The sequence below is a fragment of the Pseudomonas sp. B21-047 genome (genome assembly GCF_024748775.1).
Classification (GTDB): domain Bacteria; phylum Pseudomonadota; class Gammaproteobacteria; order Pseudomonadales; family Pseudomonadaceae; genus Aquipseudomonas; species Aquipseudomonas capeferrum.
In genome coordinates, this window is sequence record NZ_CP087169.1 from 4685242 (window position 1) to 4708707 (window position 23466).

The 23466-nt window shown below is 62.0% G+C and carries 18 protein-coding genes; 12 read left to right on the forward strand and 6 right to left on the reverse strand.

Annotated features, from left to right (window positions below; genetic code table 11):
* Positions 1–127: 127 nt before the first annotated feature.
* Positions 128–1546, reverse strand: a complete 1419-nt coding sequence (locus LOY26_RS21170) for an amino acid permease (protein ID WP_033702692.1) — start codon at positions 1544–1546, stop codon at positions 128–130.
* A 424-nt stretch (positions 1547–1970) separates the two neighbouring features.
* On the opposite strand from LOY26_RS21170, the gene LOY26_RS21175 reads away from it, so the two are divergent.
* The 3 genes from LOY26_RS21175 to LOY26_RS21185 all read left to right on the forward strand — a co-directional run bounded on the left by LOY26_RS21175 (position 1971) and on the right by LOY26_RS21185 (position 6496).
* Positions 1971–5108 carry a biosynthetic peptidoglycan transglycosylase gene (locus tag LOY26_RS21175; RefSeq protein WP_186656677.1) on the forward strand — a complete coding sequence of 1046 codons (3138 nt, stop codon included), beginning with the start codon at positions 1971–1973 and terminating at the stop codon, positions 5106–5108.
* Positions 5109–5195: 87 nt separating this feature from the next.
* Positions 5196–5738: a PadR family transcriptional regulator gene (locus LOY26_RS21180; protein ID WP_258714067.1), complete on the forward strand. Its 543-nt coding sequence runs from the start codon at positions 5196–5198 to the stop codon at positions 5736–5738.
* The gene (locus LOY26_RS21185) at positions 5735–6496 is read left to right on the forward strand and encodes a siderophore-interacting protein (RefSeq protein ID WP_186656676.1); all 762 of its coding nucleotides are present in this window, start codon (positions 5735–5737) and stop codon (positions 6494–6496) included. Before LOY26_RS21180 ends, LOY26_RS21185 begins: the two co-directional genes overlap by 4 nt.
* A gap of 46 nt (positions 6497–6542) precedes the next feature.
* Here the strand turns inward: LOY26_RS21185 and LOY26_RS21190 are convergent, their stop codons facing one another.
* Together LOY26_RS21190 and LOY26_RS21195 are read right to left on the reverse strand one after the other, a co-directional pair.
* The gene (locus LOY26_RS21190) at positions 6543–7193 is read right to left on the reverse strand and encodes a Pr6Pr family membrane protein (RefSeq protein WP_186656675.1); all 651 of its coding nucleotides are present in this window, start codon (positions 7191–7193) and stop codon (positions 6543–6545) included.
* A 1-nt stretch (position 7194) separates the two neighbouring features.
* Positions 7195–7416, reverse strand: a complete 222-nt coding sequence (locus LOY26_RS21195) for a VF530 family DNA-binding protein (protein ID WP_095064225.1) — start codon at positions 7414–7416, stop codon at positions 7195–7197.
* 165 nt (positions 7417–7581) lie between these two features.
* On the opposite strand from LOY26_RS21195, the gene LOY26_RS21200 reads away from it, so the two are divergent.
* From LOY26_RS21200 to LOY26_RS21220, 5 genes are all read left to right on the forward strand, one after another.
* Positions 7582–9633 (forward strand): TonB-dependent receptor, encoded by a 2052-nt coding sequence (locus LOY26_RS21200; protein WP_258714068.1) that lies wholly within the window; start codon positions 7582–7584, stop codon positions 9631–9633.
* Positions 9634–9898: 265 nt separating this feature from the next.
* Positions 9899–11233 (forward strand): carbohydrate porin, encoded by a 1335-nt coding sequence (locus tag LOY26_RS21205; protein ID WP_047583634.1) that lies wholly within the window; start codon positions 9899–9901, stop codon positions 11231–11233.
* Positions 11234–11264: 31 nt separating this feature from the next.
* Positions 11265–13676, forward strand: coding sequence for a glucose/quinate/shikimate family membrane-bound PQQ-dependent dehydrogenase (locus LOY26_RS21210; RefSeq protein WP_186656673.1), 2412 nt, complete (start codon positions 11265–11267; stop codon positions 13674–13676).
* Between the two features lie 146 nt (positions 13677–13822).
* Positions 13823–16243: an endopeptidase La gene (gene lon / locus LOY26_RS21215; RefSeq protein WP_186663431.1), complete on the forward strand. Its 2421-nt coding sequence runs from the start codon at positions 13823–13825 to the stop codon at positions 16241–16243.
* A 113-nt stretch (positions 16244–16356) separates the two neighbouring features.
* Positions 16357–16749 carry a protease inhibitor I42 family protein gene (locus LOY26_RS21220; RefSeq protein WP_186656670.1) on the forward strand — a complete coding sequence of 131 codons (393 nt, stop codon included), beginning with the start codon at positions 16357–16359 and terminating at the stop codon, positions 16747–16749.
* 7 nt (positions 16750–16756) lie between these two features.
* Here the strand turns inward: LOY26_RS21220 and LOY26_RS21225 are convergent, their stop codons facing one another.
* Both LOY26_RS21225 and LOY26_RS21230 read right to left on the reverse strand, forming a co-directional pair.
* Entirely contained in the window at positions 16757–17668 is a 912-nt protein-coding gene (locus LOY26_RS21225) for an alpha-xenorhabdolysin family binary toxin subunit B (RefSeq protein WP_186663430.1), read from the reverse strand.
* Between the two features lie 26 nt (positions 17669–17694).
* Positions 17695–18882 carry an alpha-xenorhabdolysin family binary toxin subunit A gene (locus LOY26_RS21230; RefSeq protein WP_258714069.1) on the reverse strand — a complete coding sequence of 396 codons (1188 nt, stop codon included), beginning with the start codon at positions 18880–18882 and terminating at the stop codon, positions 17695–17697.
* Between the two features lie 252 nt (positions 18883–19134).
* Here LOY26_RS21230 and cmoA point away from each other — a divergent pair, with 252 nt between their 5' ends.
* Together cmoA and cmoB are read left to right on the forward strand one after the other, a co-directional pair.
* A complete protein-coding gene (gene cmoA, locus LOY26_RS21235) occupies positions 19135–19878 on the forward strand; it encodes a carboxy-S-adenosyl-L-methionine synthase CmoA (RefSeq protein ID WP_258714070.1) in 744 nt (247 codons plus the stop codon).
* Positions 19875–20831 (forward strand): tRNA 5-methoxyuridine(34)/uridine 5-oxyacetic acid(34) synthase CmoB, encoded by a 957-nt coding sequence (cmoB, locus tag LOY26_RS21240; RefSeq protein ID WP_033702704.1) that lies wholly within the window; start codon positions 19875–19877, stop codon positions 20829–20831. Before cmoA ends, cmoB begins: the two co-directional genes overlap by 4 nt.
* A 67-nt stretch (positions 20832–20898) precedes the next feature.
* On the opposite strand, the gene LOY26_RS21245 is transcribed toward cmoB, so the two are convergent.
* The gene (locus LOY26_RS21245; protein ID WP_186663428.1) at positions 20899–21102 is read right to left on the reverse strand and encodes a hypothetical protein; all 204 of its coding nucleotides are present in this window, start codon (positions 21100–21102) and stop codon (positions 20899–20901) included.
* 249 nt (positions 21103–21351) lie between these two features.
* Here LOY26_RS21245 and LOY26_RS21250 point away from each other — a divergent pair, with 249 nt between their 5' ends.
* Both LOY26_RS21250 and LOY26_RS21255 read left to right on the forward strand, forming a co-directional pair.
* Entirely contained in the window at positions 21352–22026 is a 675-nt protein-coding gene (locus LOY26_RS21250; RefSeq protein WP_033702706.1) for a heavy metal response regulator transcription factor, read from the forward strand.
* Positions 22023–23402, forward strand: coding sequence for a heavy metal sensor histidine kinase (locus LOY26_RS21255; protein WP_186663427.1), 1380 nt, complete (start codon positions 22023–22025; stop codon positions 23400–23402). The genes LOY26_RS21250 and LOY26_RS21255 overlap by 4 nt, the downstream gene beginning before the upstream one ends.
* Positions 23403–23466: the final 64 nt, after the last annotated feature.

The following is a 23466-nucleotide window of genomic DNA, read 5'->3' on the forward strand; positions in this document are numbered from 1 at the left end:
TGCCTGGCCTGAACGCCACGTTAGGCAATAAATCTAGGGCGTTCTACTGACAAAAATGCCAGTTGACGAGCAATGACCCAGAAGGGCTGTAGCTGAAAGGGCCGCCCGAAGGCGGCCCCCGGCCTCGTCAGGACGCTGGGCTGACGATGCCCTGCGGCTGTTTCGGCGCCAGGCGGAAGGTGTAGTACAAGGCGGTCAGCAACACCAGGAACGCCGGGCCGATATACAGCGCCACGCGGGTGTCTTCGAAGTACGCCATCAGCCCTACCACCAGCACCAGGAAGGCCAGTGCCAGGTAGGAGCTCAGTGGCCACAGCCACATGCGGTATTTCAGCGCCTTGCGCTCGGCAGTGGTGAGCCCGGCGCGGAACTTCAGCTGCGCCAGCAGGATCATCACCCAAGTCCAGATCGCGCCGAAGGTGGCGATCGACGTCACCCAGACAAAGACCTTTTCCGGCACCAGGTAGTTGGCCAGCACGCCCAGCAGCAGCGCGCCGATCGACAGCAGCAGCGCATTGCGCGGCACGCCGTTTTTCGAGGTGCGGGCAAAGGTGGCCGGGGCCTGGCCATTCTGCGCCAGGCTGTACAGCATGCGACCGGTGCTGAAGATACCGCCGTTGCACGACGACAGTGCTGCAGTGATGACCACGAAGTTGATGATGCCGGCAGCGGTCTTGATACCAAGGCGTTCGAAGGTCATGACGAACGGGCTGCCCTGGCTGCCGATCTCGTTCCACGGGTAGATCGACAGGATCACGAACAACGCCCCTACGTAGAACAGCAGGATGCGCCAGAACACCGAACCGATGGCCTGCGGAATGGTTTTTTGCGGGTTGCGTGCCTCGCCGGCGGTCAGGCCGATCATTTCCACGCCCAGGTAGGCGAACATCACCATCTGCAGCGACATCAGCACGCCGGTCACGCCGTTGGGCATGAAACCGCCATTGCTCCACAGGTTGGAGATACCCATGGCCACGCCGTCGTTGCCCAGGCCGAAGGCAATGATGCCGATACCGCCCAGGACCATGGCAATGATGGTGACGATCTTGATCAGGGCGAACCAGAACTCGAACTCACCGAACGCCTTGACCGCCACCAGGTTGACCGCGCCCATGCTGCCCAGCGCCGCCAAGGCCCAGATCCAGCGGGGGACGTCGGGGAACCAGATGCCCATGTAGATGGCCACGGCGGTGATTTCCGCCACGCAGGTCACCAGCCACAGGAACCAATAGTTCCAGCCGGTGAGAAAGCCCGCCAACGGGCCGAGGTAATCCTGGGCATAGCGGCTGAACGAGCCGGCAACGGGGTTGTGCACGGCCATCTCGCCGAGGGCACGCATGATCACCAGGATGGCCAGGCCACCAATGATGTAGGACAGCATGATGGCTGGGCCGGCCATTTCGATGGCTTTGGCCGAACCGAGGAAAAGACCGACACCGATACAGGCGCCCAGCGCCATCAGACGGATGTGCCGTTCGCCAAGTTCACGCTTCAGAGGGCCGCCCTGAGCGGTCTCGGCGTGGGCAGGGTGGTTGCCGACGGGCATAGCAATACAACCTCATTTTGTTATTGGATTTGACCTTCGTGCAGCACCGGCCGCGCCGATAGGCGGGACGTAGACTTGCCGGGCTGGCCTCGTGGGCCGGCCCGTGTGCCGGCGTAGAGCGTCCGGCAGGGCGAAGGGGGCGAGCAGTATAGGAAGCTCCCTGTAGGGATTTTCACTGTATAAACGGGGAAATTCGGCGAGAAATCTCGCCCCTGCGGGCGCGGCCTTGAGTCGCGACAAGGGCTGCGAAGCCGCCGTAAAAATCCTGTAGCCACCTTAACAACATCGCCTCCCCCCGAAACCCACACCAAAGCCGCATATCCCTACGCCACTTTTCTCGCCCTCTTACAAATTTTTCACCTAACCCGGTCAACGTCTAAGCTTCAGACAAGCAAGACGAAAATACCTGGCCGGATTGAAGACTATGGGCGCACTGTGGCAATCGGAACCAACCAGAACGGAAGCACCCGCAACCCCTCCGGCCGAGACGCCACCTGTAAAGTCCCCACGTCAGCGTCGGCTCTGGTGGCGGCTGATCATCCTCATCCTGCTGGTGGCCATCATCGCCCTCGGCTTTGCCGCCTATGACGAATTCCGCACCTCCAATCTGCAATCGCGGGAATTCAGCAAACTGGCCACCACCCTGACCTATTCGCTGCAGCCAGGGCCCAGCGATGCCATCGTCTACCCCGGTGAAGGCCCCTTCGACAAACGCCTGGGCTACAGCGCGCTAGGCGAATTCCTGCCGCGGTTGCTCAAGCGCGACTACCTGATCAGCGAACAGGTGAAGTTCTCCCCCGCGTTGATGAACTACGTCGATCACGGCCTGTTCGCCCCCTATATCGAGAAGATCCAGGCCGGCCTGTCGATCACCGACTGCCGTGGCGACACGCTCTACCAATACAACTACCCGCAACACCTGTACCCGAACTTTGCGGCGATCCCGCCGGTGATCGTCAACAGCCTATTGTTCATAGAAAACCGCGACCTGCTCGACAGCAAGGACCCGCGCAACAACCCTGCGGTCGACTGGCCGCGCTTCGCCAAGGCGGCCTACAGCCAAGTGGCCAAGTACTTTGCCCTGCCCGGCCAGTCGGCTGGCGGCAGTACTTTGGCAACGCAGCTTGAGAAGTACCGCCACTCACCGGATGGCCTGACCGTTTCTGGCGCCGAGAAGATTCGCCAGATGATTTCTGCCAGCGTGCGCGCCTATCAAGGCGGCCCGGACACCACCGAGGCGCGCCAGCGCATCGTGCGCGACTACCTCAACAGCGTGCCGCTTTCGGCAGTGCCGGGCCACGGCGAAGTGCATGGCATGGCTGAGGGCCTGCGGGTGTGGTACGGCGCCGATTTCGACCAGGTCAACCAGGCCCTGACCTCGACCGCCCAAGACCCTGAAAGCCTGGCCGCGCGTGGCCTGGCCCTGCGCCAGGTGCTGTCGTTGATGATCGCCCAGCGCCGCCCCTCGCATTACCTGTCCAAAGGCCGGGTCGAACTGGCCGAACTCACCGACTCGCATGTTCGCGTACTCGCCGCCAACCAAGTCATCGACCAGCCGCTGGCCGACGCGGCGCTGGCCAGCAAGGCGGTGTATCGCGACTGGGTGGCGCAACCGACCATCGTTCCGATCATCACCAACAAAGGCATCAGCCTGGCCCGTAATCGCCTGGCGGCCATGCTCAACCGCCCGCTGTACGACCTCGACCGCCTCGACCTGTCGGCCACCAGCACCTTGCAGGCCGACCTGCAGATGCAAGTAAGCCAGTACCTGAAAAACCTCTCCGACCCCGAGTTTGCGGCACAGATCGGGCTGATCGGCGAGCGCCTGCTGACCGCCAAGACCACCGACCAGGTGCGCTACAGCTTCACGCTGTTCGAGCGCACCGAAGACGGCTCGCGGGTGCGGGTGCAGACGGACAGCACCGACCAGCCCTTCGACATCAACGAAGGCAGCAAGCTGGAGTTGGGTTCTACCGCCAAACTGCGGGTGCTCACCACCTACCTTGAGATCATTGCGGAGTTGCACGACAAGTACGCCGGCAAACCTGCTGCCGAGCTGAAAAAGGTCGAGGTGGCCGAACTGGACCGCCTCACCCAGTGGTCGCTGGAATGGCTGATGCAAAACAGCAAAAACCAGAACCTCGATGCGATGCTCGACGCCGCCCTGGAACGCAAGTATTCGGCCAATACCGGCGAAGCCTTCTTCACCGGGGGGGGCATGCACGTGTTCAACAACTTCCGCAAGGAAGACAACGGCCGCAACCCGACCCTGAAGATTGCCCTGCGCGAGTCGATCAACCTGCCGTTCATCCGGCTGATGCGCGACGTGGTGCGTTATGTGACCTACCAGCAGCCGTTCAACCGGGTACCGCTGCTCAAGGACGACGCCGACCCACGCCGCCAGGAATACCTGGCCCGCTTTGCCGACAAGGAAGGCACCAACTACCTGATGCGGTTCTGGAAGAAGTACCAGCGCAAGACCTCACAGCAGCGCCTGGACACCTTCCTCGACAGCATGCGCGTGACCCCACAGCGCCTGGCGGCAGTGCACCGTTACCTGTTCCCCGAAGCCGGCCAGGAAACCTTCAATGGGTTTGTGCGCGCCCACAGCAAGGACGACAAGATCGCCCTGGGCAAACTCACCGACGGTCGCCTGTCGGAAATGTACGACGCCTACGGCCCAGGCAAGTACGACTTGCCCGACCAGGGTTACATCGCTAAGGTCCACCCCCTCGACCTGTGGCTGCTCGGCTACCTGCTCAAACACCCAAGCTCGACGCTGACCGAAATGGTCAATGCCAGCCGCTTCGAACGCCAGGAGGTGTACGGCTGGTTGTTCAAGAGCCGTCACCAGGGCGCCCGCGACAGCCGCATCCGCACCATGGTCGAGATCGAAGCGTTCCTCGACATCCACCAACGCTGGAAGCGCGTGGGCTATCCGTTCGACCATCTGGTGCCGTCACTGGCCACCGCCATCGGCAGCTCGGGCGACCGCCCGGCCGCCCTCTCCGAGCTGGTCGGCATCATCCAGAACGACGGCGTGCGCCTGCCCACGTTGCGCATCGATACCCTGCACTTCGCCGATAACACGCCCTACGAGACCAAGCTGGTGAGTGACCCGGACCGCGGCCAACGGATCTTGCCGGTGGAGGTTGCTCGTGCGCTCAAAGGGGCCATGTCGCAAGTGGTAGACGCGGGTACCGCGCGGCGTATTTCCGGCAGTTTCAAGCTGCAAGACGGCACGCCACTGGTGATGGGCGGCAAGACCGGGACCGGCGACAACCGCATCGAAAGCTTCGGCGCTGGCGGCCGCTTGATCGGCTCGCGTTCGCTGAACCGTACCGCCACGTTCGTGTTCTTCCTGGGCGATAACCACTTCGGCACATTGACCGCATTCGTACCGGGGCGCACGGCGGAAGCCTTCAAATTCACCTCGGCATTGCCGGTGCAGGTGCTCAAGGGCATGGCACCGATCCTCATGCCATACCTGCAACCGGGCAACCCGAATGAGTGCAAAGCGCCCCAGGTAGCCATGCATGGGAATAACCCATCAACTATTTAGTTGATAATCATCTGCATCTAGGGCTTGTCTTTAGATATATCTTGAGTAATATCTTAAGATATATCGCACAAGACGGAGCCCATGATCATGCGCGAACATTCACCCCACGACCCTTTCGAGCGACGCCCCGGCCGCGGTGAACGCGGCCCACGCGTATTCGCCCCCGGCGACCTCAAGCTGCTGATGCTGGCCTTGCTGGCTGAGCAACCTGGCCACGGTTACGACCTGATCCGCCAGATCGAGAACCAGTTCGACGGCAGCTACAGCCCAAGCCCCGGCGTCATCTACCCGACCCTCAACTTCCTTGAGGAAGCCGAGCTGATCAGCGGCCAGCCCGAGGGCAGCAAACGCCTCTATGTCATCACCGATGCCGGCCGCAACGCCCTGGCCGAACAGGCTGTGGCCCTTGACGGCGTGCGCATGCGCATCGAAGTCAGCAAGCGCGCCCTGCGCGGCCACGACCGCCCACCCGAGATCCACGAAGCGGTCGGCAACCTGCGCCATGCCCTGCACATGCACAGCGGGCGCTGGACACCCGAAGAAATCGAGCGCGTCCGCGACCTGCTCAACACCACTGCCAAGGCCATCGCCTCCGGGCCGGCCAACCCTGTTTCGGAGAACACCCCATGAGTGACACCATTCACCGCGTCAACCATGAGATACGCCAACGCCGCCTCGAGGTGCTGCGCGTCACCGACCTGACCCCGCGCATGCGCCGTATCACCCTGGGGGGCGCGGAACTGGCGGGCTTTACCAGCGTCGGCACTGATGACCACGTGAAGCTGTTGTTTGCCGAAACGCCGGAGCAACAGCAAGCGATCGAAGCACGCAATCTGGGCCGCGACGGTGGCGCACGCCCCACCATGCGCGAATACACCCCACGGCGCATCGACCTGGTCGGCCATGAGCTGGACCTCGACTTCGTCCTGCACGGTGATGGCCCTGCCTCCACCTGGGCCGCCCAGGCTAAACCGGGCCAGTACCTGAACATCGCCGGCCCACGGGCCTCGATGGTGGTACCGGACATCTTCGACAGCTACTTGCTGATCGGTGACGAAACCGCGATTCCTGCAATCGGGCGGCGCCTGGAAGAACTGCCTGCGGGGCGCCAGGTGCTGGCGGTGATCCAGATCGAAGACGAACAGGAGCGCCAGCCGCTGCCAAGCAAGGCACAAGTGGACGTGATCTGGGTACGGCGCCAGGAAGAAGACCTGCTGGCGCTGTTGAAGAACCTGACCTTGCCGCAAGGCAGGCTGTACGGTTGGGTAGCCCTGGAAAAAGCCCTGACCCGCCAGGCCAAGGCCTTGTTGCTGGAGAAAGGCGTGCAGGAAGATGCGCTGAAAGCGGCTGCCTACTGGCGCGCCGACGGTACTGCGGACGACGCGTGATGGGCCCGGGTACAAACAACCTGACAGTCACCAGAACCCCGCTAAATCAATGATTTAGCGGTTGTTCCATGACAGAGCGGCCGCGCCACCGGTCCAGGCCAAGCAGCACCAGGCCAATCGCCCAGAACCCTGCCAACACCCCCAGCGCATTGAGCATCACCTGCCCATACCCGAGGCTCGCCACGTCGATGAACGGGTAGGCATAGACGCCAATCTCACTCCCCCGCCACAGTGCATAGGCAAAATACAGCGCCGGGTACAGCGCCCAGGCCGCCAGGTGCCACAGCCGCAACCTGCCCTTGGGCACGGCAAACCACCAGTACACCACGAACAGCGCGGGCATCACATCGTGCAGCAACTCGTCCGCCAGCCACTGCCAGCCCTCGGGCTGCCACAGGTGGCGCAACAGCACGCTGTAGGCCAGCGCGACCAGCACGATACTGGCCGCTACAGCAGAACTCACCGACGGCAGTAGAAAGAAGCGCCTGGCGCGACCCTCCCGGCCGAATGCCGCATAACTCAGCACCGTCGCCACCAGGGTGTTGGTCAACACGGTGAAGTAGCCGAACACGTTGACCAGGCCGCCAATCAGGCTGGCCTGCTCCTGCCAGCGCGCCAGCAATACCAGGTAGACCTGCACGGCCAGGCCGAACCAGCCGAGCACGGCGGCCAGGCACAGCCACGGGTGGCGCCGCATCTCAGGCGTTGCGCTGCAGCTTCACGTACAGCTGCTCGACCTTCTCCCGCGCCCAAGGGGTCTTGCGCAGAAAAGTCAGGCTCGACTTGATGGTCGGGTTGCTCTTGAAGCAGCGCACGTCGACGCGCTCGGCAAGGCCCTGCCATTGGTAGTGAGCCACCAGCTCGGTGAGGATCTGCTCCAGGGTCTTGCCGTGCAGCGCGTTGTGTTGGGCCGTGCTCATGCCAGTGCTCCAGCGTGGGAAAGGTGCGCACCTTACACGAGTGTAGTGGCCGGGGAACCTCAAGCCGCTTGAAAAACCGCTGGCCAGAGGCAAAACCCTTGTGATGAAATAGCAATGTTATACAGTTACATTACAACCGCCTCTGCCAAGGAACGCCCCATCCCCATGCTGTACATCCCGCTCCGCCTCTCCCCCCTCGCCGTCGCGCTCTGGCTGGCCTCATCCCCCAGCCAGGCCGTTGAACTCGAACCCCAGGTGATCACCGCCAACCCGCTGGGCAACCGTCAGCTGGCCGCCCCAAATACAGTGCTCGAAGGCGACGACCTGCTGCAGCAGCAACAAGGCAGCCTCGGTGAAACCCTGAACAAACAGCCCGGTGTCGCCTCTACCTGGTTCGGCCCAGGCGCCAGCCGCCCGGTGATCCGCGGCCTGGACGGCGACCGCATTCGCATTCTGCGCAACGGCGTCGGCGCCCTCGATGCGTCGTCGCTGTCCTACGACCACGCCGTGCCGCTCGACCCGGTGACCGTGGAGCGCGTCGAAATCGTCCGCGGCCCCGCCGCCCTGCTGTATGGCGGCAATGCGATAGGCGGGGTGGTCAATACGTTCGACAACCGCATCCCCGATGCCCCCATCGAAGGCATCCACGGCGCTGGCGAGCTGCGTTATGGCGGTGCCGACACCACCCGCAGCAGCGCCGGCAAACTGGAGGCCGGCAACGGCGCCTTCGCCCTGCACCTGGACGCCAACAGCCGCCAGTTCAACGACCTGCGCATCCCCGGCTACGCCCGCAGCTCTAAAGTACGTGATGCCGACGAGCCGGGCAGCAAGCACCGCCTGGAGAACAGCGACGGGCGCCAGGATGGCGGAGCGATCGGCGGCGCCTACCACTGGGATCACGGTTATGCCGGCTTGTCCTACAGCCGCTATGACAGCAACTACGGCTCGGTGGCCGAGCCTGGCGTACGCCTGGACATGCAACAGGATCACTACGGGTTCGCCTCCGAACTGCGTGACCTGGACGGCCCGTTCAGCTCGGTCAAGGTCGATGCCGGTTATACCGACTACGAACACCGCGAGATCGAACAAGGCGAGGTGCACACCACCTTCAAGAACAAGGGTTACGAGGCGCGCATCGAGGCACGCCATCAGCCACTCGGGCCCGTTGAAGGGGTGATCGGCGCCCAGGTCAGCCGCAACGAGTTCTCGGCACTCGGCGAGGAGGCTTTTGTGCCGCAGACCGATACCGACAGCCTGGCGCTGTTCATGCTCGAACAATGGCAGGCCACCGAGCGCCTGAACCTGAGCCTGGGCGCGCGTCTGGAACACACCCGGGTCGACCCAGATGCCAAGGGCAACGAAACCTTTTCCGCCGCTGACAGCGCCAGCAGTTTCAATGCTTTCAGCCTGTCATCGGGGGCGGTGTATCAACTCGACCCCATATGGTCGTTGGCCGCCAACCTGGCCTACACCGAGCGCGCCCCCACCTTCTATGAGTTGTATGCCAACGGTGCGCATGTGGCCACGGGGGCCTTTGAGGTGGGCGATGCCAGCCTGAACAAGGAAAAGGCCATTTCCGCCGACCTGGCCCTGCGCTTCGACAATGGCACCCACAAGGGCAGTGTCGGCGTGTTCTACAGCCACTTTCGCAACTACATTGGCCTGATCGGCACGGGCAACCTGCGTGAAGGCCATGACCACGACCATGGCGAAGATGACCATGACCACGATCATGACCACGACCACGGCGGCTTCCCGGAATACCAGTATCAGGGCGTGCGGGCGCGCTTCTATGGCATCGAAGCGCAAGACCGCTGGCAACTGGTGCAGAACCGTTACGGCAGCTTCGCGCTGGAACTGTCCGGCGACTACACCCGGGCCAAGAACCTCGACAGTGGCGAGCCACTGCCGCGTATCGCACCGCTGCGGTTGAACAGCGGCCTGGTCTGGGAGCTGGATCGTTGGCAGGCGCGGGTCGATGTGCAGCACGCCTCGTCGCAACATCGCAAGCCGGGCAATGAGACCAGCACCGATGGCTACACCACGCTGGGCGCCAGCGTGGGCTACCGCTTCGACATCGGGCAAAGCCAGTGGTTGGCGTTTGTGCGGGGTGAAAACCTGACGGACCAGACGGTACGTTATGCCAGTTCGATTCTGCGGGACATCGCGCCAGCGCCTGGGCGCAGTGTGCAAGTCGGGTTGCGTACGTCGTTTTGAAGTCCCCGGAGGGGGCGCTTTGCGCCCCTTCGCGGGTCAACCGGTCCCACAGGGTGGGCAAACGTCAGTACCGCCTGGGACACTGTTACAAGTTCAACAACAATCAACTGCGACAATTTGTCTTTTTTTCTTACAACTTCCCCTATATCCTCCCCGCCGCAAGCTGAATCGCTTCATCGAATCCACCTTGTTGCCATTTCCATTGACGGGCTCGCCCTTCGATGCCCTTGCCGTTTGTTCAATAATCAAAAGATAGCGCTATCTCATGTTTCTGTTGCCCAAAAACTGTTTCATCGGCCTCGCCTTGACCACACTTGCCGCCCCCACCAGCGCCAGCGAGATGTTCGCCAGCGATTCCCCCTGGATGCTGGGCGACTGGGGCGGTACCCGCAGTGAACTGCAGGCAAAAGGTTACGACTTCACCCTCGGCTACACCGGCGAGATGGGCAGCAACCTGCACGGTGGTTACGACCACGATCGCACCGCGCGCTACAGCGACCAGTTCACCTTCGGCAGCCACCTGGACCTGCAGAAGATTTTCGGCTGGAACGACACCGAGTTCCAACTGACCCTCACCGAGCGCCACGGCGACAACATCAGCAACGACCGTATCAACGACCCACGCGTCGGCGGCTTCACTTCCGCCCAGGAAGTCTGGGGCCGTGGTGAAACCTGGCGGCTCACGCAGCTGTGGGTCAAACAGAAGTATTTCGACGGCGCGCTGGACGTCAAATTCGGCCGCTTCGGTGAAGGTGAAGACTTCAACAGCTTCCCCTGCGACTTCCAGAACCTGGCCTTCTGCGGCTCGCAGGTGGGCAACTGGGTCGGCGGCATCTGGTACAACTGGCCGGTCAGCCAGTGGGCCCTGCGCGTGCGCTACAACCTGGCCGACACCCTGTATGCCCAGGTCGGCGTGTACGAGCAGAACCCCTCCAACCTGGAATCGGGCAACGGCTTCAAGCTCAGCGGCAGCGGCACCCAGGGCGCGATCATGCCGATCGAACTGGTGTGGAGCCCACGGGTCAATGGCCTGAAAGGGGAATATCGCGCCGGCTACTACTACAGTAATGCCAAGGCACAGGATGTGCTCGACGACAGCAACGGCCAGCCGGCCGCCCTCAGTGGCGCCGCCTACCGCAGCCGTTCGAGCAAGCACGGCATGTGGCTCGGCGCCCAGCAGCAGGTCACCTCGCTGGCGTCCGACCAGTCGCGCGGCCTGAGCCTGTTCGCCAACGCCACTTTGCACGACAAGAAGACCAATGCCATCGACAACTATGTTCAGGCAGGACTGGTATACAAAGGGCCTTTCGATGCCCGCGCCAAGGACGACATCGGCTTCGCCCTCGCCCGCGTGCACGTCAACCCGGCCTATCGCAAGAACGCCCGCCTGGCCAACCAGGCCGCCGGCCTCGACGACTACGACAACCCTGGTTTCCTGCCTGTGCAGGACACCGAGTACAGCGCCGAGCTGTACTACGGCATTCACCTGGCCGACTGGCTCACGGTGCGCCCCAACCTGCAGTACATCCGCCATCCGGGCGGGGTGTCGCAGGTGGACGGCGCCCTGATCGGCGGCCTGAAAATCCAGAGCAGTTTCTGAACCCACTTTTTGACCTAACGGAGAACCTACGATGAGCACTGACGGTGCCAAGAATGGAACCCGCTGGCTACCGCGCCTTCTGGGCGTGCTGCTGCTGCTGATGGGCCTGGCCCTGCTGGCTGGTGGTATCAAGCTGAGCCAGCTGGGCGGATCGCTGTACTACCTGATCGCAGGCATCGGCTTTGCCTTGTCCGGCATCCTGCTGCTGGCCCAGCGCCGCATCGCCCTTGGGCTGTATGGCCTGGTGCTGCTCGGCAGCACGGCCTGGGCATTGCTGGAAGTGGGCCTTGACTGGTGGCAACTGGTGCCGCGCCTGGCCATCTGGTTCGCCATCGGCGTGGTTCTGCTGCTGCCATGGGCGCGTCGCCCGCTGATTGGCCCGGCAGCCAAGGCCAACACCGCGCTGCTCGGCGTTGCAGTGCTCGCCTCTGGCGCCTGTGCCCTGGGCAGCCAGTTCACCCACCCCGGTGAAGTGTTCGGCGAAATCGGCCGCGAGAGCAGCGAGATGGCCAGTGCCGCGCCCGCCATGCCCGACGGCGAATGGCAGGCCTACGGCCGCACCGAGCATGGCGACCGCTACTCGCCACTGCGCCAGATCACCCCGCAGAACGCCTACCGCCTGGAAGAAGCCTGGCGCATCCGTACCGGCGACCTGCCGACCGACAACGACCCGGTGGAGCTGACCAACCAGAACACCCCGTTGAAGGTCAACGGCATGCTCTACGCCTGCACCGCGCACAGCAAGCTGCTGGCACTGGACCCGGACACCGGCGCGGAGATCTGGCGCTACGACCCTCAGGTAAAGAGCCCGGTCGGCACCTTCAAGGGCTTCGCCCACATGACCTGCCGTGGCGTTTCGTACTATGACGAGAACAACTACGTCAGCCGTGACGGCAGCCCGGCACCGAAAATCACCGACGCCGGCCAGGCCGTCGCCCAGGCCTGCCCGCGCCGCCTGTACCTGCCCACCGCCGACGCCCGCCTGATCGCCATCAACGCCGACAACGGCAAGGTCTGCGAAGGCTTCGCCAACCAAGGCGTGATCGACCTGACCACCGGTATCGGCCCGTTCACCGCTGGCGGCTACTACTCCACTTCGCCTGCGGCGATTACTCGTGATCTGGTGATCATCGGCGGCCATGTCACCGACAACGAGTCGACCAACGAGCCGTCCGGCGTCATCCGCGCCTATGATGTGCACGACGGCCACCTGGTGTGGAACTGGGACAGCAACAACCCGGACGACACCAAGCCACTGGCACCCGGCAAAACCTACAGCCGCAACTCGGCCAACATGTGGTCGATCGCCAGCGTCGATGAAAACCTGGGCATGATCTACCTGCCGCTGGGCAACCAGACCCCAGACCAGTGGGGCGCCGACCGCACCCCGGGCGCCGAAAAGTACAGCGCCGGCGTGGTCGCCCTCGATCTGGCCACCGGCAAGGCCCGCTGGAACTACCAGTTCACCCACCACGACTTGTGGGACATGGACGTCGGCAGCCAGCCGACCCTGGTCCACCTCAAGACCGCCGATGGCGTGAAACCGGCGATCATCGTGCCGACCAAACAGGGCAGCCTGTATGTGCTGGACCGCCGCGACGGCACACCGATCGTGCCGATCCGCGAAATCCCGACGCCACAAGGCGCGGTGAAAGGCGACCACACCTCGCCAACCCAGGCCCGCTCCGACCTCAACCTGCTCGGCCCTGAGCTGACCGAACAGGCCATGTGGGGTGCCACGCCGTTCGACCAGATGCTGTGCCGCATCCAGTTCCGCGAACTGCGTTACGAAGGCCAGTACACCCCGCCGTCCGAGCAGGGGTCGCTGATCTATCCGGGCAACGTCGGCGTGTTCAACTGGGGCAGCGTGTCGGTCGACCCGGTGCGCCAGTTGCTGTTCACCTCGCCCAACTACATGGCGTTCGTGTCGAAGATGGTGCCACGCGAGCAAGTGGCCGCCGGCAGCAAGCGCGAGAGCGAAACCAGCGGCGTGCAGCCGAACACCGGTGCACCGTATGCCGTGACCATGCACCCGTTCATGTCGCCGCTGGGCGTACCGTGCCAGGCACCGGCCTGGGGCTATGTGGCGGCCATCGACCTGTTCACCAACAAGGTCGTGTGGAAGCACAAGAACGGCACCACCCGTGACAGCACCCCGGTGCCAATCGGCCTGCCGGTGGGTGTACCGAGCATGGGTGGTTCGATCGTCACCGCTGGCGGCGTCGGCTTCCTCAGCGGCACCCTGGACCAGTACCTGCGTGCCTACGACACCAACAACGGCAAGGAACTGTGGAAAGCCCGCCTGCCGGCCGGTGGCCAGGCCACGCCGATGACTTACAGCGGCAAAGACGGCAAGCAGTATGTGCTGGTGACCGCTGGTGGCCACGGCTCGCTGGGCACCAAGATGGGGGATTACATCATCGCTTACAAACTCGCCGACTAAGCTTCTAGCGGCAAGCTACAAGCCACAAGAGAAAGCGGGGCCTGCATGGCCCCGTTTTTTTTGGAGCTTGCAGCTTCTAACGCGAAGCTTGAAACCCATTCCCCCGCGCCCCATCTAAGCACCATAGTCATTCACGCAGGTGCACCATGAACGACCAGCAGGATTTCCCGGAACACCCCGACGAACACAGCGAAGTCGAGCATACCGACACCCAGGCCGTACCCGGCCACGCCCTCGCACTGCCTGGCCAACAGCTGCCGGACAAGGTCTACGTGATCCCGATCCACAACCGCCCGTTCTTCCCCGCCCAAGTGTTGCCGGTGATCGTCAACGAAGAGCCCTGGGCCGAGACCCTCGACCTGGTGGCCAAGACGCCGGACCACTGCCTGGCGCTGTTCTTCATGGACACGCCGCCCGAAGACCACCGCCATTTCGACACCTCGGCGCTGCCGGAGTACGGCACCCTGGTCAAGGTGCATCATGCCAGCCGTGAAAACGGCAAGCTGCAGTTCGTCGCCCAGGGCCTGACCCGCGTACGCATCCGCACCTGGCTCAAGCACCATCGCCCGCCCTACCTGGTCGAGGTGGAATACCCGCGCCAACCCGCCGAGCCTACCGATGAGGTCAAGGCCTACGGCATGGCGCTGATCAATGCGATCAAAGAGCTGCTGCCGCTGAACCCGCTTTATAGCGAAGAGCTGAAGAACTACCTCAACCGCTTCAGCCCCAACGACCCTTCGCCGCTGACCGACTTTGCCGCGGCCCTCACCTCGGCCACCGGCACCCAGCTGCAGGAAGTGCTCGACTGCGTGCCCATGCTCAAGCGCATGGAAAAGGTACTGCCGATGCTGCGCAAAGAGGTCGAGGTGGCGCGCCTGCAGAACGAGATCTCGGCCGAGGTCAATCGCCAGATCGGCGAACACCAGCGCGAGTTCTTCCTCAAGGAGCAGCTCAAGGTCATCCAGCAAGAGCTGGGCCTGACCAAAGACGACCGCAGCGCCGACCTCGAACAGTTCGAGCAACGCCTGGAAGGCAAGACCTTGCCCGCGCAGGCCCAGAAGCGCATTGACGAAGAGATGGGCAAGCTGTCGATCCTCGAGACCGGCTCGCCGGAATACGCCGTGACCCGCAACTACCTCGACTGGGCCACCGCCCTGCCGTGGGGCGTTTACGGCAAGGACAAGCTCGACCTCAAGCACGCCCGCAAGGTGCTCGACCAACACCACGCAGGCCTTGACGACATCAAGGAACGCATTCTCGAATTCCTCGCCGTGGGTGCCTGGAAAGGCGAGATCAGCGGCTCGATCGTGCTGCTGGTGGGCCCACCCGGTGTGGGCAAGACCAGCATCGGCAAGTCCATCGCCGAATCGCTCGGCCGGCCGTTCTACCGCTTCAGTGTCGGTGGCATGCGCGACGAAGCGGAAATCAAGGGCCACCGCCGCACCTACATCGGCGCCCAACCGGGCAAGCTGGTGCAGGCACTGAAAGATGTCGAAGTGATGAACCCGGTCATCATGCTCGACGAGATCGACAAGATGGGCCAGAGCTACCAGGGCGACCCGGCTTCGGCGCTGCTCGAAACCCTCGACCCCGAGCAGAACGTCGACTTCCTCGACCACTACCTCGACCTGCGCCTGGACCTGTCCAAGGTGCTGTTCGTCTGCACCGCCAACACCCTCGACTCGATCCCCGGGCCCTTGCTCGACCGCATGGAAGTAATCCGCCTCTCCGGCTACATCACCGAAGAGAAACTGGCCATCGCCAAGCGCCACCTGTGGCCCAAGCAGCTGGACAAGGCCGGCGTGGCCAAGACCAGCCTGAGCATCAGCGACAGTGCCCTGCGCACCGTGATCGAGGGCTATGCCCGCGAGGCCGGCGTGCGGCAGCTGGAAAAACAACTGGGCAAACTGGTGCGCAAGGCCGTGGTCAAGTTGCTGGAAAACCCCGATGCCAAACTCAAGATTGGCAGCAAGGACCTGGAGGCTGCGCTCGGCATGCCGGTGTTCCGCAGCGAACAGGTACTGGCCGGCAAGGGCGTGATCACCGGCCTGGCCTGGACCAGCATGGGCGGCGCCACGCTGCCGATCGAAGCCACCCGCATTCACACCCTCAACCGCGGTTTCAAACTGACCGGCAAACTGGGTGATGTGATGAAGGAGTCCGCCGAAATCGCCTACAGCTACGTCAGCTCCAACCTCAAGCAGTTTGGTGGCGACCCAAGCTATTTCAACGAAGCCTTCATCCACCTGCACGTGCCCGAGGGCGCCACGCCCAAGGATGGCCCGAGCGCCGGGGTAACCATGGCCAGCGCCTTGCTGTCGTTGGCACGCGACCAAGCGCCGAAAAAAGGCGTAGCGATGACCGGTGAACTGACCCTCACCGGCCAGGTGCTGCCGATTGGCGGTGTGCGTGAGAAGGTGATTGCCGCCAAGCGGCAGAAGATCTTCGAGTTGATCCTGCCTGAGGCCAACCGCGGCGACTTCGAAGAACTGCCCGACTACCTGCGCGAAGGCTTGACGGTGCATTTCGCCAAGCGCTTTGCCGACGTGGCGAAAGTGCTGTTTTGATTCTGTGCAGGCCTCTTCGCGGCGCGAACCGCGAAGCGGCCTATACCGGTAGGTAGCACAAATCTGCATGTGGTTCGGTTATCCTCAGGCCATCGCCAGCCTTCGGAGCCAACATGGCCGCCCCACGTCTGCTCGTTCCCCTGAGCCTCGCCCTGCTGACTGCCTGCGCCCAGCAGCCCAGGCAAACCGTCCAACTCGACGCTGAAAGCGAATGCCCCAAGCGGCTGCAGGTCGGTCAGGCGCTGACCCTGACCCTGCCCAGCAACCCCACTACCGGATACCGCTGGTTGGTGCAGAACCCCGCCTCGAATGTACTGCGTAGCCTCGGCCCCGAGGTTTACAGCGCCCCCGAGGATGCCGGTATCGTTGGCAGCGCGGGCATTTCCTCCTGGCGCTTCGAAGCCCGCGCTGTTGGGGAAGGGCATTTGGTGTTGGTCTATCAGCAGCCGTGGGCGCCGGAAGTGCGCCCCGTGCAGACGTTTGATTGTTCAATCAACGTGAATTGAACGCACTTCAGACCGTTTCGAAACGGCGGCGCAAGGCTAGCAGGTAATCACGTGCTTGCCCTAACGCAGCCCCAAGTGCTTCTGGTGTAGTGGAAGCACTCAATGCATCGCAATGAACCTGCCATGCATCGGTGAACTTGCCCGCTTGTTCCAACCAGGGTGTACGGTTCTCAAGCAACGCCTCCACACTGGCAAATTGACCGGCTTCATACTCTGCCTTTTTCAGTTGCTGTCGAAGATGATCCAACGTTCTTTTTTGTTCGACCTGAGCATCGCTAAGTTTCTTTCTGGCCGTAACGACATCGGCGAACCTTCGGCCTTGCTCCAGCAGATCCAGGTGCTTGTTGAGGTTGCTCAAGGCCGCCTTGACCAGTTCTGGGCTAACCGTGGGATCTTTAATCGTTGTCAGCACGCGATCTATATCACGTTCCTCTGGAACGGTGTTGCGCAACGCCTTGCGTACAGAAGGCCGATCGAGTGTCTCGAACAGAGCATCCACTTCTTCCAGCTTTGAAAGCTTGTCGGCGAGCATTTTTTCGACCTCTGCAATGCCCTCTCGCTGCTTCACGACAACAGCCTCATGCGCTTGCTTAAGTTCTATAACACTCGGTGAGCGATAGCCACCTACCCGCCCTATAGCCTCGACAATATCGCTGACTTCTGCACGCAGGTCTTGGCGGATACGCAGCAATTCTTGTTCATCCTGCTGGGGCAGCGTGTCATCAAGGGCGAGGTTCAATGCGATCAAGCTTACCACCGCTTTTTCCCGCAGAGCATCATTGCCGGCTCCGACCAAGGTGATCAGATCCAGCAAGCGCTCACGCACGGCGGGCAGCATTGCAGTGGACTCACTGTAGTAAAGACCTTTCATCCGAGTCTCGACCTGCAGCATAACTTTTACATCAGGAAGGTCATCCATTATTATTTCCATAGCAGCACAGCTCCTTAATCACCCCGCAGGGTCTCATTGAACAGCTCAGAGAGTTTCTTGGTAATACCTAGAATGTCACGCCACGGTGTGATTACCCGCTCAAAACCAGCGGCAAACTGCTTAAGCTCTAACTGGGTCGACACACGCTTCACTTTTTTTAGCGAGTTAGTTGCGTAGGCCTCCAACAACACCCAAACATCTTCGAGATTTTTGGTCGCCGTGCTCACATCCACCAACCTGAATTGCATATCATTCAAAATAGCCTTGATACCTTCGAACTCTTTGACTCCTCCCCCCAACAATACATCCTTATTAACGGACAGTTGCTCATGTTGTTTGATCAGCACGTTTTTCTGCGCCCTGACGGTTTCAGCTTGAGCGCCATAGATTCCGCCTGTTACTAACAGCCCGAGCGGCCCAAAAACCAAGCCGTAGAACGCGGCACCGACAAGGCCATTGTACTCGTCAAGTTTCCGCTTAATGTCGCCATCGAGTTGGACGAGTTGATCTTCGATCGATTTCAGCCTGTCAGCAGCATCGTGACTCTTAAAATTATCTAACAAACTTCTGGCCGTAGGCACCAAGTGATTGGTAATCGTATCACCAAAACGATCAATGAGCTTTTTGACCTGCCGAATACTTTCTAGCTTGTCGGCTATATCCTGAGTAATGCCCGCCAGATGAGCATCCACACCTTCATTAAATGTTTTAGATTCGAAAGCAGAAAGCGTGAGAGTCGCAAGAACAGCGGAATCTTCTGGCAAGGAATCCCACGCGTCGAGGTTCTTGATGATTGCTAAAAGGTTGACGCCATCCTGGATCAGGTTCTCAGCAAATATCTGCAGCTCAGCCCCCATTTTTTTGCACGAATCTTCAATGTCATCCCAGGTGTCTACGTGCGCGCGCAGGTTATTGAAAAACGCGTTGATGTCCTCTGCCTCAAGACCGAGATCGGACAGCACCTCGATTTCTGAAACTCGGGCAGGCGTCGGCAGCTGGCGAACCTTATCCCCATAACGCTTGATCGCTATCAGATTCTCCCGACTAAAAATAAAGGCAGGCTCTTTCGCCTTTAATTTAAATATCTGACTGGGTATCAGTATTGCCCGCTGCTCTTCAGTCAGCTCTTCAAATGGCTTCCGTTCATGCTGCGCACCACTACCTTTAAAAAAAGGCACATTGTCTACGCTACTGTTTCCCATACAAAAGCTCCACGGCGGATATGAAGTATTCCAAGCAAGATCTAACCACCCAAACAAAGTAGCGCTGGCAGCTGATTACTGAAGTCAGGGTATTGTCGATAACTTGCCGGAAAAGTCGCCATGCGCGGACGGATCAATGAATGGGGGAACACGCTCCCCCCCTCCCCTCTGCCACTTCGGTCCGATAAATAGGCAGCCGCAGACTCTTTTCGCTAGAATATTGCCCCCTCATTACCCACGCCTGAGTCTGCCGTGAGCCAATCCCCCGACCGCCTCTTCGCCCACCCCCTGGAGCAGGTACCCGATTTCGCCTTCAACGAAGACGTGGTGCGCGTATTCCCAGACATGATCAAGCGTTCGGTGCCGGGCTACCCGACCATCGTCGAGAACCTCGGCGTGCTGGCCGCACGCTTCGCTCAGCCGAACAGCACGCTGTATGACCTGGGTGCTTCGCTGGGCGCCGTCACTCAGTCACTGCGCCGTCATGTGCGCAATGATGGTTGCCGGGTCATCGCCGTCGACAACTCTGCGGCCATGGTCGAACGCTGCCGCCAGTACCTCACGGCCCAGGACTCGATGTTCCAGGAGTTGCTGCCAGTGAACGTGCTGGAAGCCGACATCCTCGCCCTGCCCTTCGAGCCGGCCTCGGTGGTGGCGATGAACTTCACCCTGCAGTTCATCGCCCCCGATCAGCGCCTCGAACTGCTTGGCCGTATTCGGCAGGCGCTGTTGCCGGGTGGCGCGTTGATCCTCTCGGAAAAGCTGCACTTCGCCGACGACGACGAACAGACCCTGCTCAATGAACTGCACCTGGACTTCAAACGGGCCAACGGCTACAGCGACCTGGAAATTGCCCAGAAGCGCAGCGCCATCGAAAACGTGATGAAGCCAGACACCCTGGAGACCCACAAGGCGCGCCTGCGCGCTGCCGGGTTCTCGAAAGTGGTGCCGTGGTTCCAATGCCTTAATTTCGCCTCGCTGATAGCCCTGCCATGATCGATCTATCCCCCCTTGTCCGCCGCCTGGCGGGTACGCCCCTGGCTTCCTGGTCGCAAGGCCTGCAAGCACAGCTGGAAGCCAAACTGGAAAAAGGCCACGGCGACCTCGACCGCTGGCGCGGCGCGCTCGACGCCCTGCCCGCCGTGCAACCGAGCGAAATCGACCTGGTCAACGGGCTGCGCCTGGACTGCGACTGCGACGATGCCACCCGCGCGCGGATGCGTGAGGCGCTGATGGGCCTGTCGCCCTGGCGCAAAGGGCCGTTCGATCTGTTCGGCGTGCATGTGGACACCGAATGGCGTTCGGACTGGAAATGGTCGCGGGTCAGCCCGCACCTGGACCTCAAGGGCAAGCGCGTACTCGATGTCGGTTGCGGCAATGGTTATTACCAGTGGCGCATGCTCGGCGCCGGTGCCGACATGGTGGTTGGGGTCGACCCCAACTGGCTGTTCTTCTGCCAGTTCCAGGCGGTGCAGCAGTATTTGCCCGATCTGCCAGCCTGGCATTTGCCGTTCGCCCTGGAAGAGCTACCCGCCAACCTGGAAGGTTTCGACACCGTGTTTTCCATGGGCGTTTTCTACCACCGCCGCTCCCCTATCGAGCACTTGCTGGCGCTCAAGGACTGCCTGGTCAAAGGGGGTGAACTGGTGCTGGAGACGCTGGTGGTCGAAGGCGATGAGCAACAGGTTCTGGTCCCAGAAGACCGCTACGCGCAGATGCGCAACGTCTGGTACCTGCCCTCGGTGCCGGCCCTGGAGCGCTGGTTGCGCCGTGCCGGGTTCAGTGATGTGCGCTGCGTCGACGTCAGCGTTACCAGCATCGACGAACAGCGCAGTACCGATTGGATGCGCTACCAGTCGTTGAGCGACTTCCTCGACCCGAACGACCACAGCCGCACCATCGAAGGCCTGCCAGCGCCGCGCCGGGCGACACTGGTAGCGCGCAAATAAAAAAGGCGCCCAACGGGCGCCCGAACAACCTTGCGACGAGGAGCGATGGCGCCGCAGGTGGGTAAAGTCAGTCCTTGGCCACCTCGCGGGCCTGCTGCTGCGCTGTGCGCTCCCGTTCCACCACGGCCTGTTGCTTTTCACCGTGCAGGCGCTGCTGGTCCTGACGGAAGGCTTCCCAGAACTGCCGGGACCGCTCGGCGCCACCTTCGGCATAGGCGCTGACGCTGCCAAAGGCCAGGGTTGCCAGCAGCAGGTATTTGATCAGGTTCATCGTGCTTGCCTCGTGATAACCGTTCAGATGGGGCCATCCTAGCGAGGCGTAGCTAACGCCAAGGTGAGGCGGGCATTACAGTCCTGCAATGTGGCCAGGTGCCCGCTACCAGGCAGCGGCATGACGCACGGATTACAAATCCGTTATCCAGGCAAATCTTCCCCTCTCATGCCGTAACATCCTGCCGCTTGACCCTGATGTCACTACAGGGTCGAGAATCGCCCCCTTTTCACCTCTGCGAGCCCCCTTATGCGCCTACTGATCATCGAGGACGAGCTGCGTACCGCCGATTACCTACTGCAAGGCCTGCGCGAGAACGGCTACGTGGTCGACTGCGCCCATACCGGCACCGACGGCCTGCACCTGGCCCGCCAGCAGGCCTATGACCTGGTCATCCTCGACGTCAATTTGCCCGAGCTCGATGGCTGGACAGTACTGCAGCGACTGCGCGCCGAATCCGCCACGCGCATCATGATGCTGACCGCCCACGGCCGACTGGCCGACCGGGTCAAAGGGCTGGACCTGGGCGCCGACGACTACTTGCTCAAGCCGTTCGAGTTTCCCGAGCTGCTGGCGCGAATCCGTAGCCTGCTGCGCCGCAACGACCAGCAACTGCAGCCCAGCACCCTGCGCGTGGCCGACCTGGAGCTGGACCCTGGCCGCCATCGTGCTTACCGCGCAGGGCAACGCATCGACCTGACCGCCAAGGAGTTCGCCTTGCTGCACCTGCTGATGCGCCAGACCGGCGAGGTGCTGTCACGCACGCAAATCATCTCGTTGGTGTGGGACATGAACTTCGACTGTGACACCAATGTGGTCGAGGTCTCGATCCGCCGCCTGCGGGCGAAGATCGACGACCCCTTCGATGACAAGCTGATCCACACCCTGCGCGGCGTCGGCTATGTACTCGAGGCACGGTTTTGAACAACGCCAGCCTGTCGCTACGCCTGGGCTTGGGCGTCACGCTGATGGGGGCGGTGCTGGTGCTGCTGTTGGCCTGCCTGGCCGTAGTTGCCCTGGACCACGAACTGGACAGCCGCGCGCGCAAGGACCTGGCGCGCAAGATGCTGCAGGTCGAGCACAACCTGCGGGTCGACCTGCGCAGCGAAGACCTGGGCAGCCGCGCCCACCCTCTGCTTGACCTGGTGATGGGGCACGACAACCTCAGCCTCAGCGTGCTGGCCCTCGAAGGCCGCCACCCGCATCTGCTCAGCCTGGGGCCGGCGCTGGAGTCGCGCGTGGGCGAATTGCAGACCGGTGCCCGGCTGGCGTTCCACGCATGGCGCGACAGCCGTGGCAAGCAGATGCTGACTGCGACACGTCAGATGCGCTTGCGCGACGACACCCCGGTACGGGTGATGATGTCGCTCGACCGGGCCGACGACAACGCACTGCTTCAGGCTTACCTGCGTTCTACCGTGCTGGTCTTGCCTTTACTGCTGATATTGATCGGCGCTGCGGCATGGTGGCTGGTGCAGCGCGGGTTGGCCCCCCTGCAGCACTTCCGGCGCATTGCCGGGCAGGTATCGGCCCAGGACCTGCAACACCGCTTGCCCGCTACCGGCCTGCCGCAGGAGTTGGCAGCGTTGGCCACAAGCATCAACGTGATGCTCGACCGCCTCGACCAGGGCGTGAGCCAGCTGTCGCAATTTTCCGACGACTTGGCCCATGAGCTGCGCACGCCCTTGAGCAACCTGATGGGCAAGGCTCAGGTTACCCTGAGCCGTGAGCGCGACAATGCCAATTACCGGGAAGTGCTGGAAGACAGTATCGAAGAGCTGACCCGGCTCAACCGCATCATCAACGATATGCTGTTTCTCGCCCAGGTCAGCCAGCCGCATGCCCAGGTGGCGCTAAAGCCCCTGGCACTGGCCGATGAGACGGCACAGGTGGTCGAGCTGTTCGCCATAAGCGCCGAGTTCAAGGATATCGAACTGCGCATTCGCGGTTGGGGCACGGCATCGGGTGATCGGTTGATGTTCCAGCGTGCCTTGTCGAACCTGTTGAGCAATGCCCTTCGGCATGCGCCGCCAGGCAAACCCATAGACCTGGGTATCGAGCGCCAGGGTGGCGATGTCAGGGTATGGGTTGAGAACCAGGGGGTGGGCATTGCCGCAGAGCATCAGCCGCAGTTGTTCGAGCGATTTTACCGCGTGGGCGCTGGGCGCTCACGGCAGGAGGGTGGCACTGGCCTGGGGCTGGCAATTGTGAAATCGATCATGCAATTGCATGGGGGGCGGATTGAGGTCATGAGCAGCCCGGCAGGGCCGACCCGGTTTAGTCTGATATTTCCGGGTTAGCGATGGCCCTGGCAATGTCGCCGCGTGCAGGAGCGGCCTTGCGTCACGAAAGGGACGCAAGACC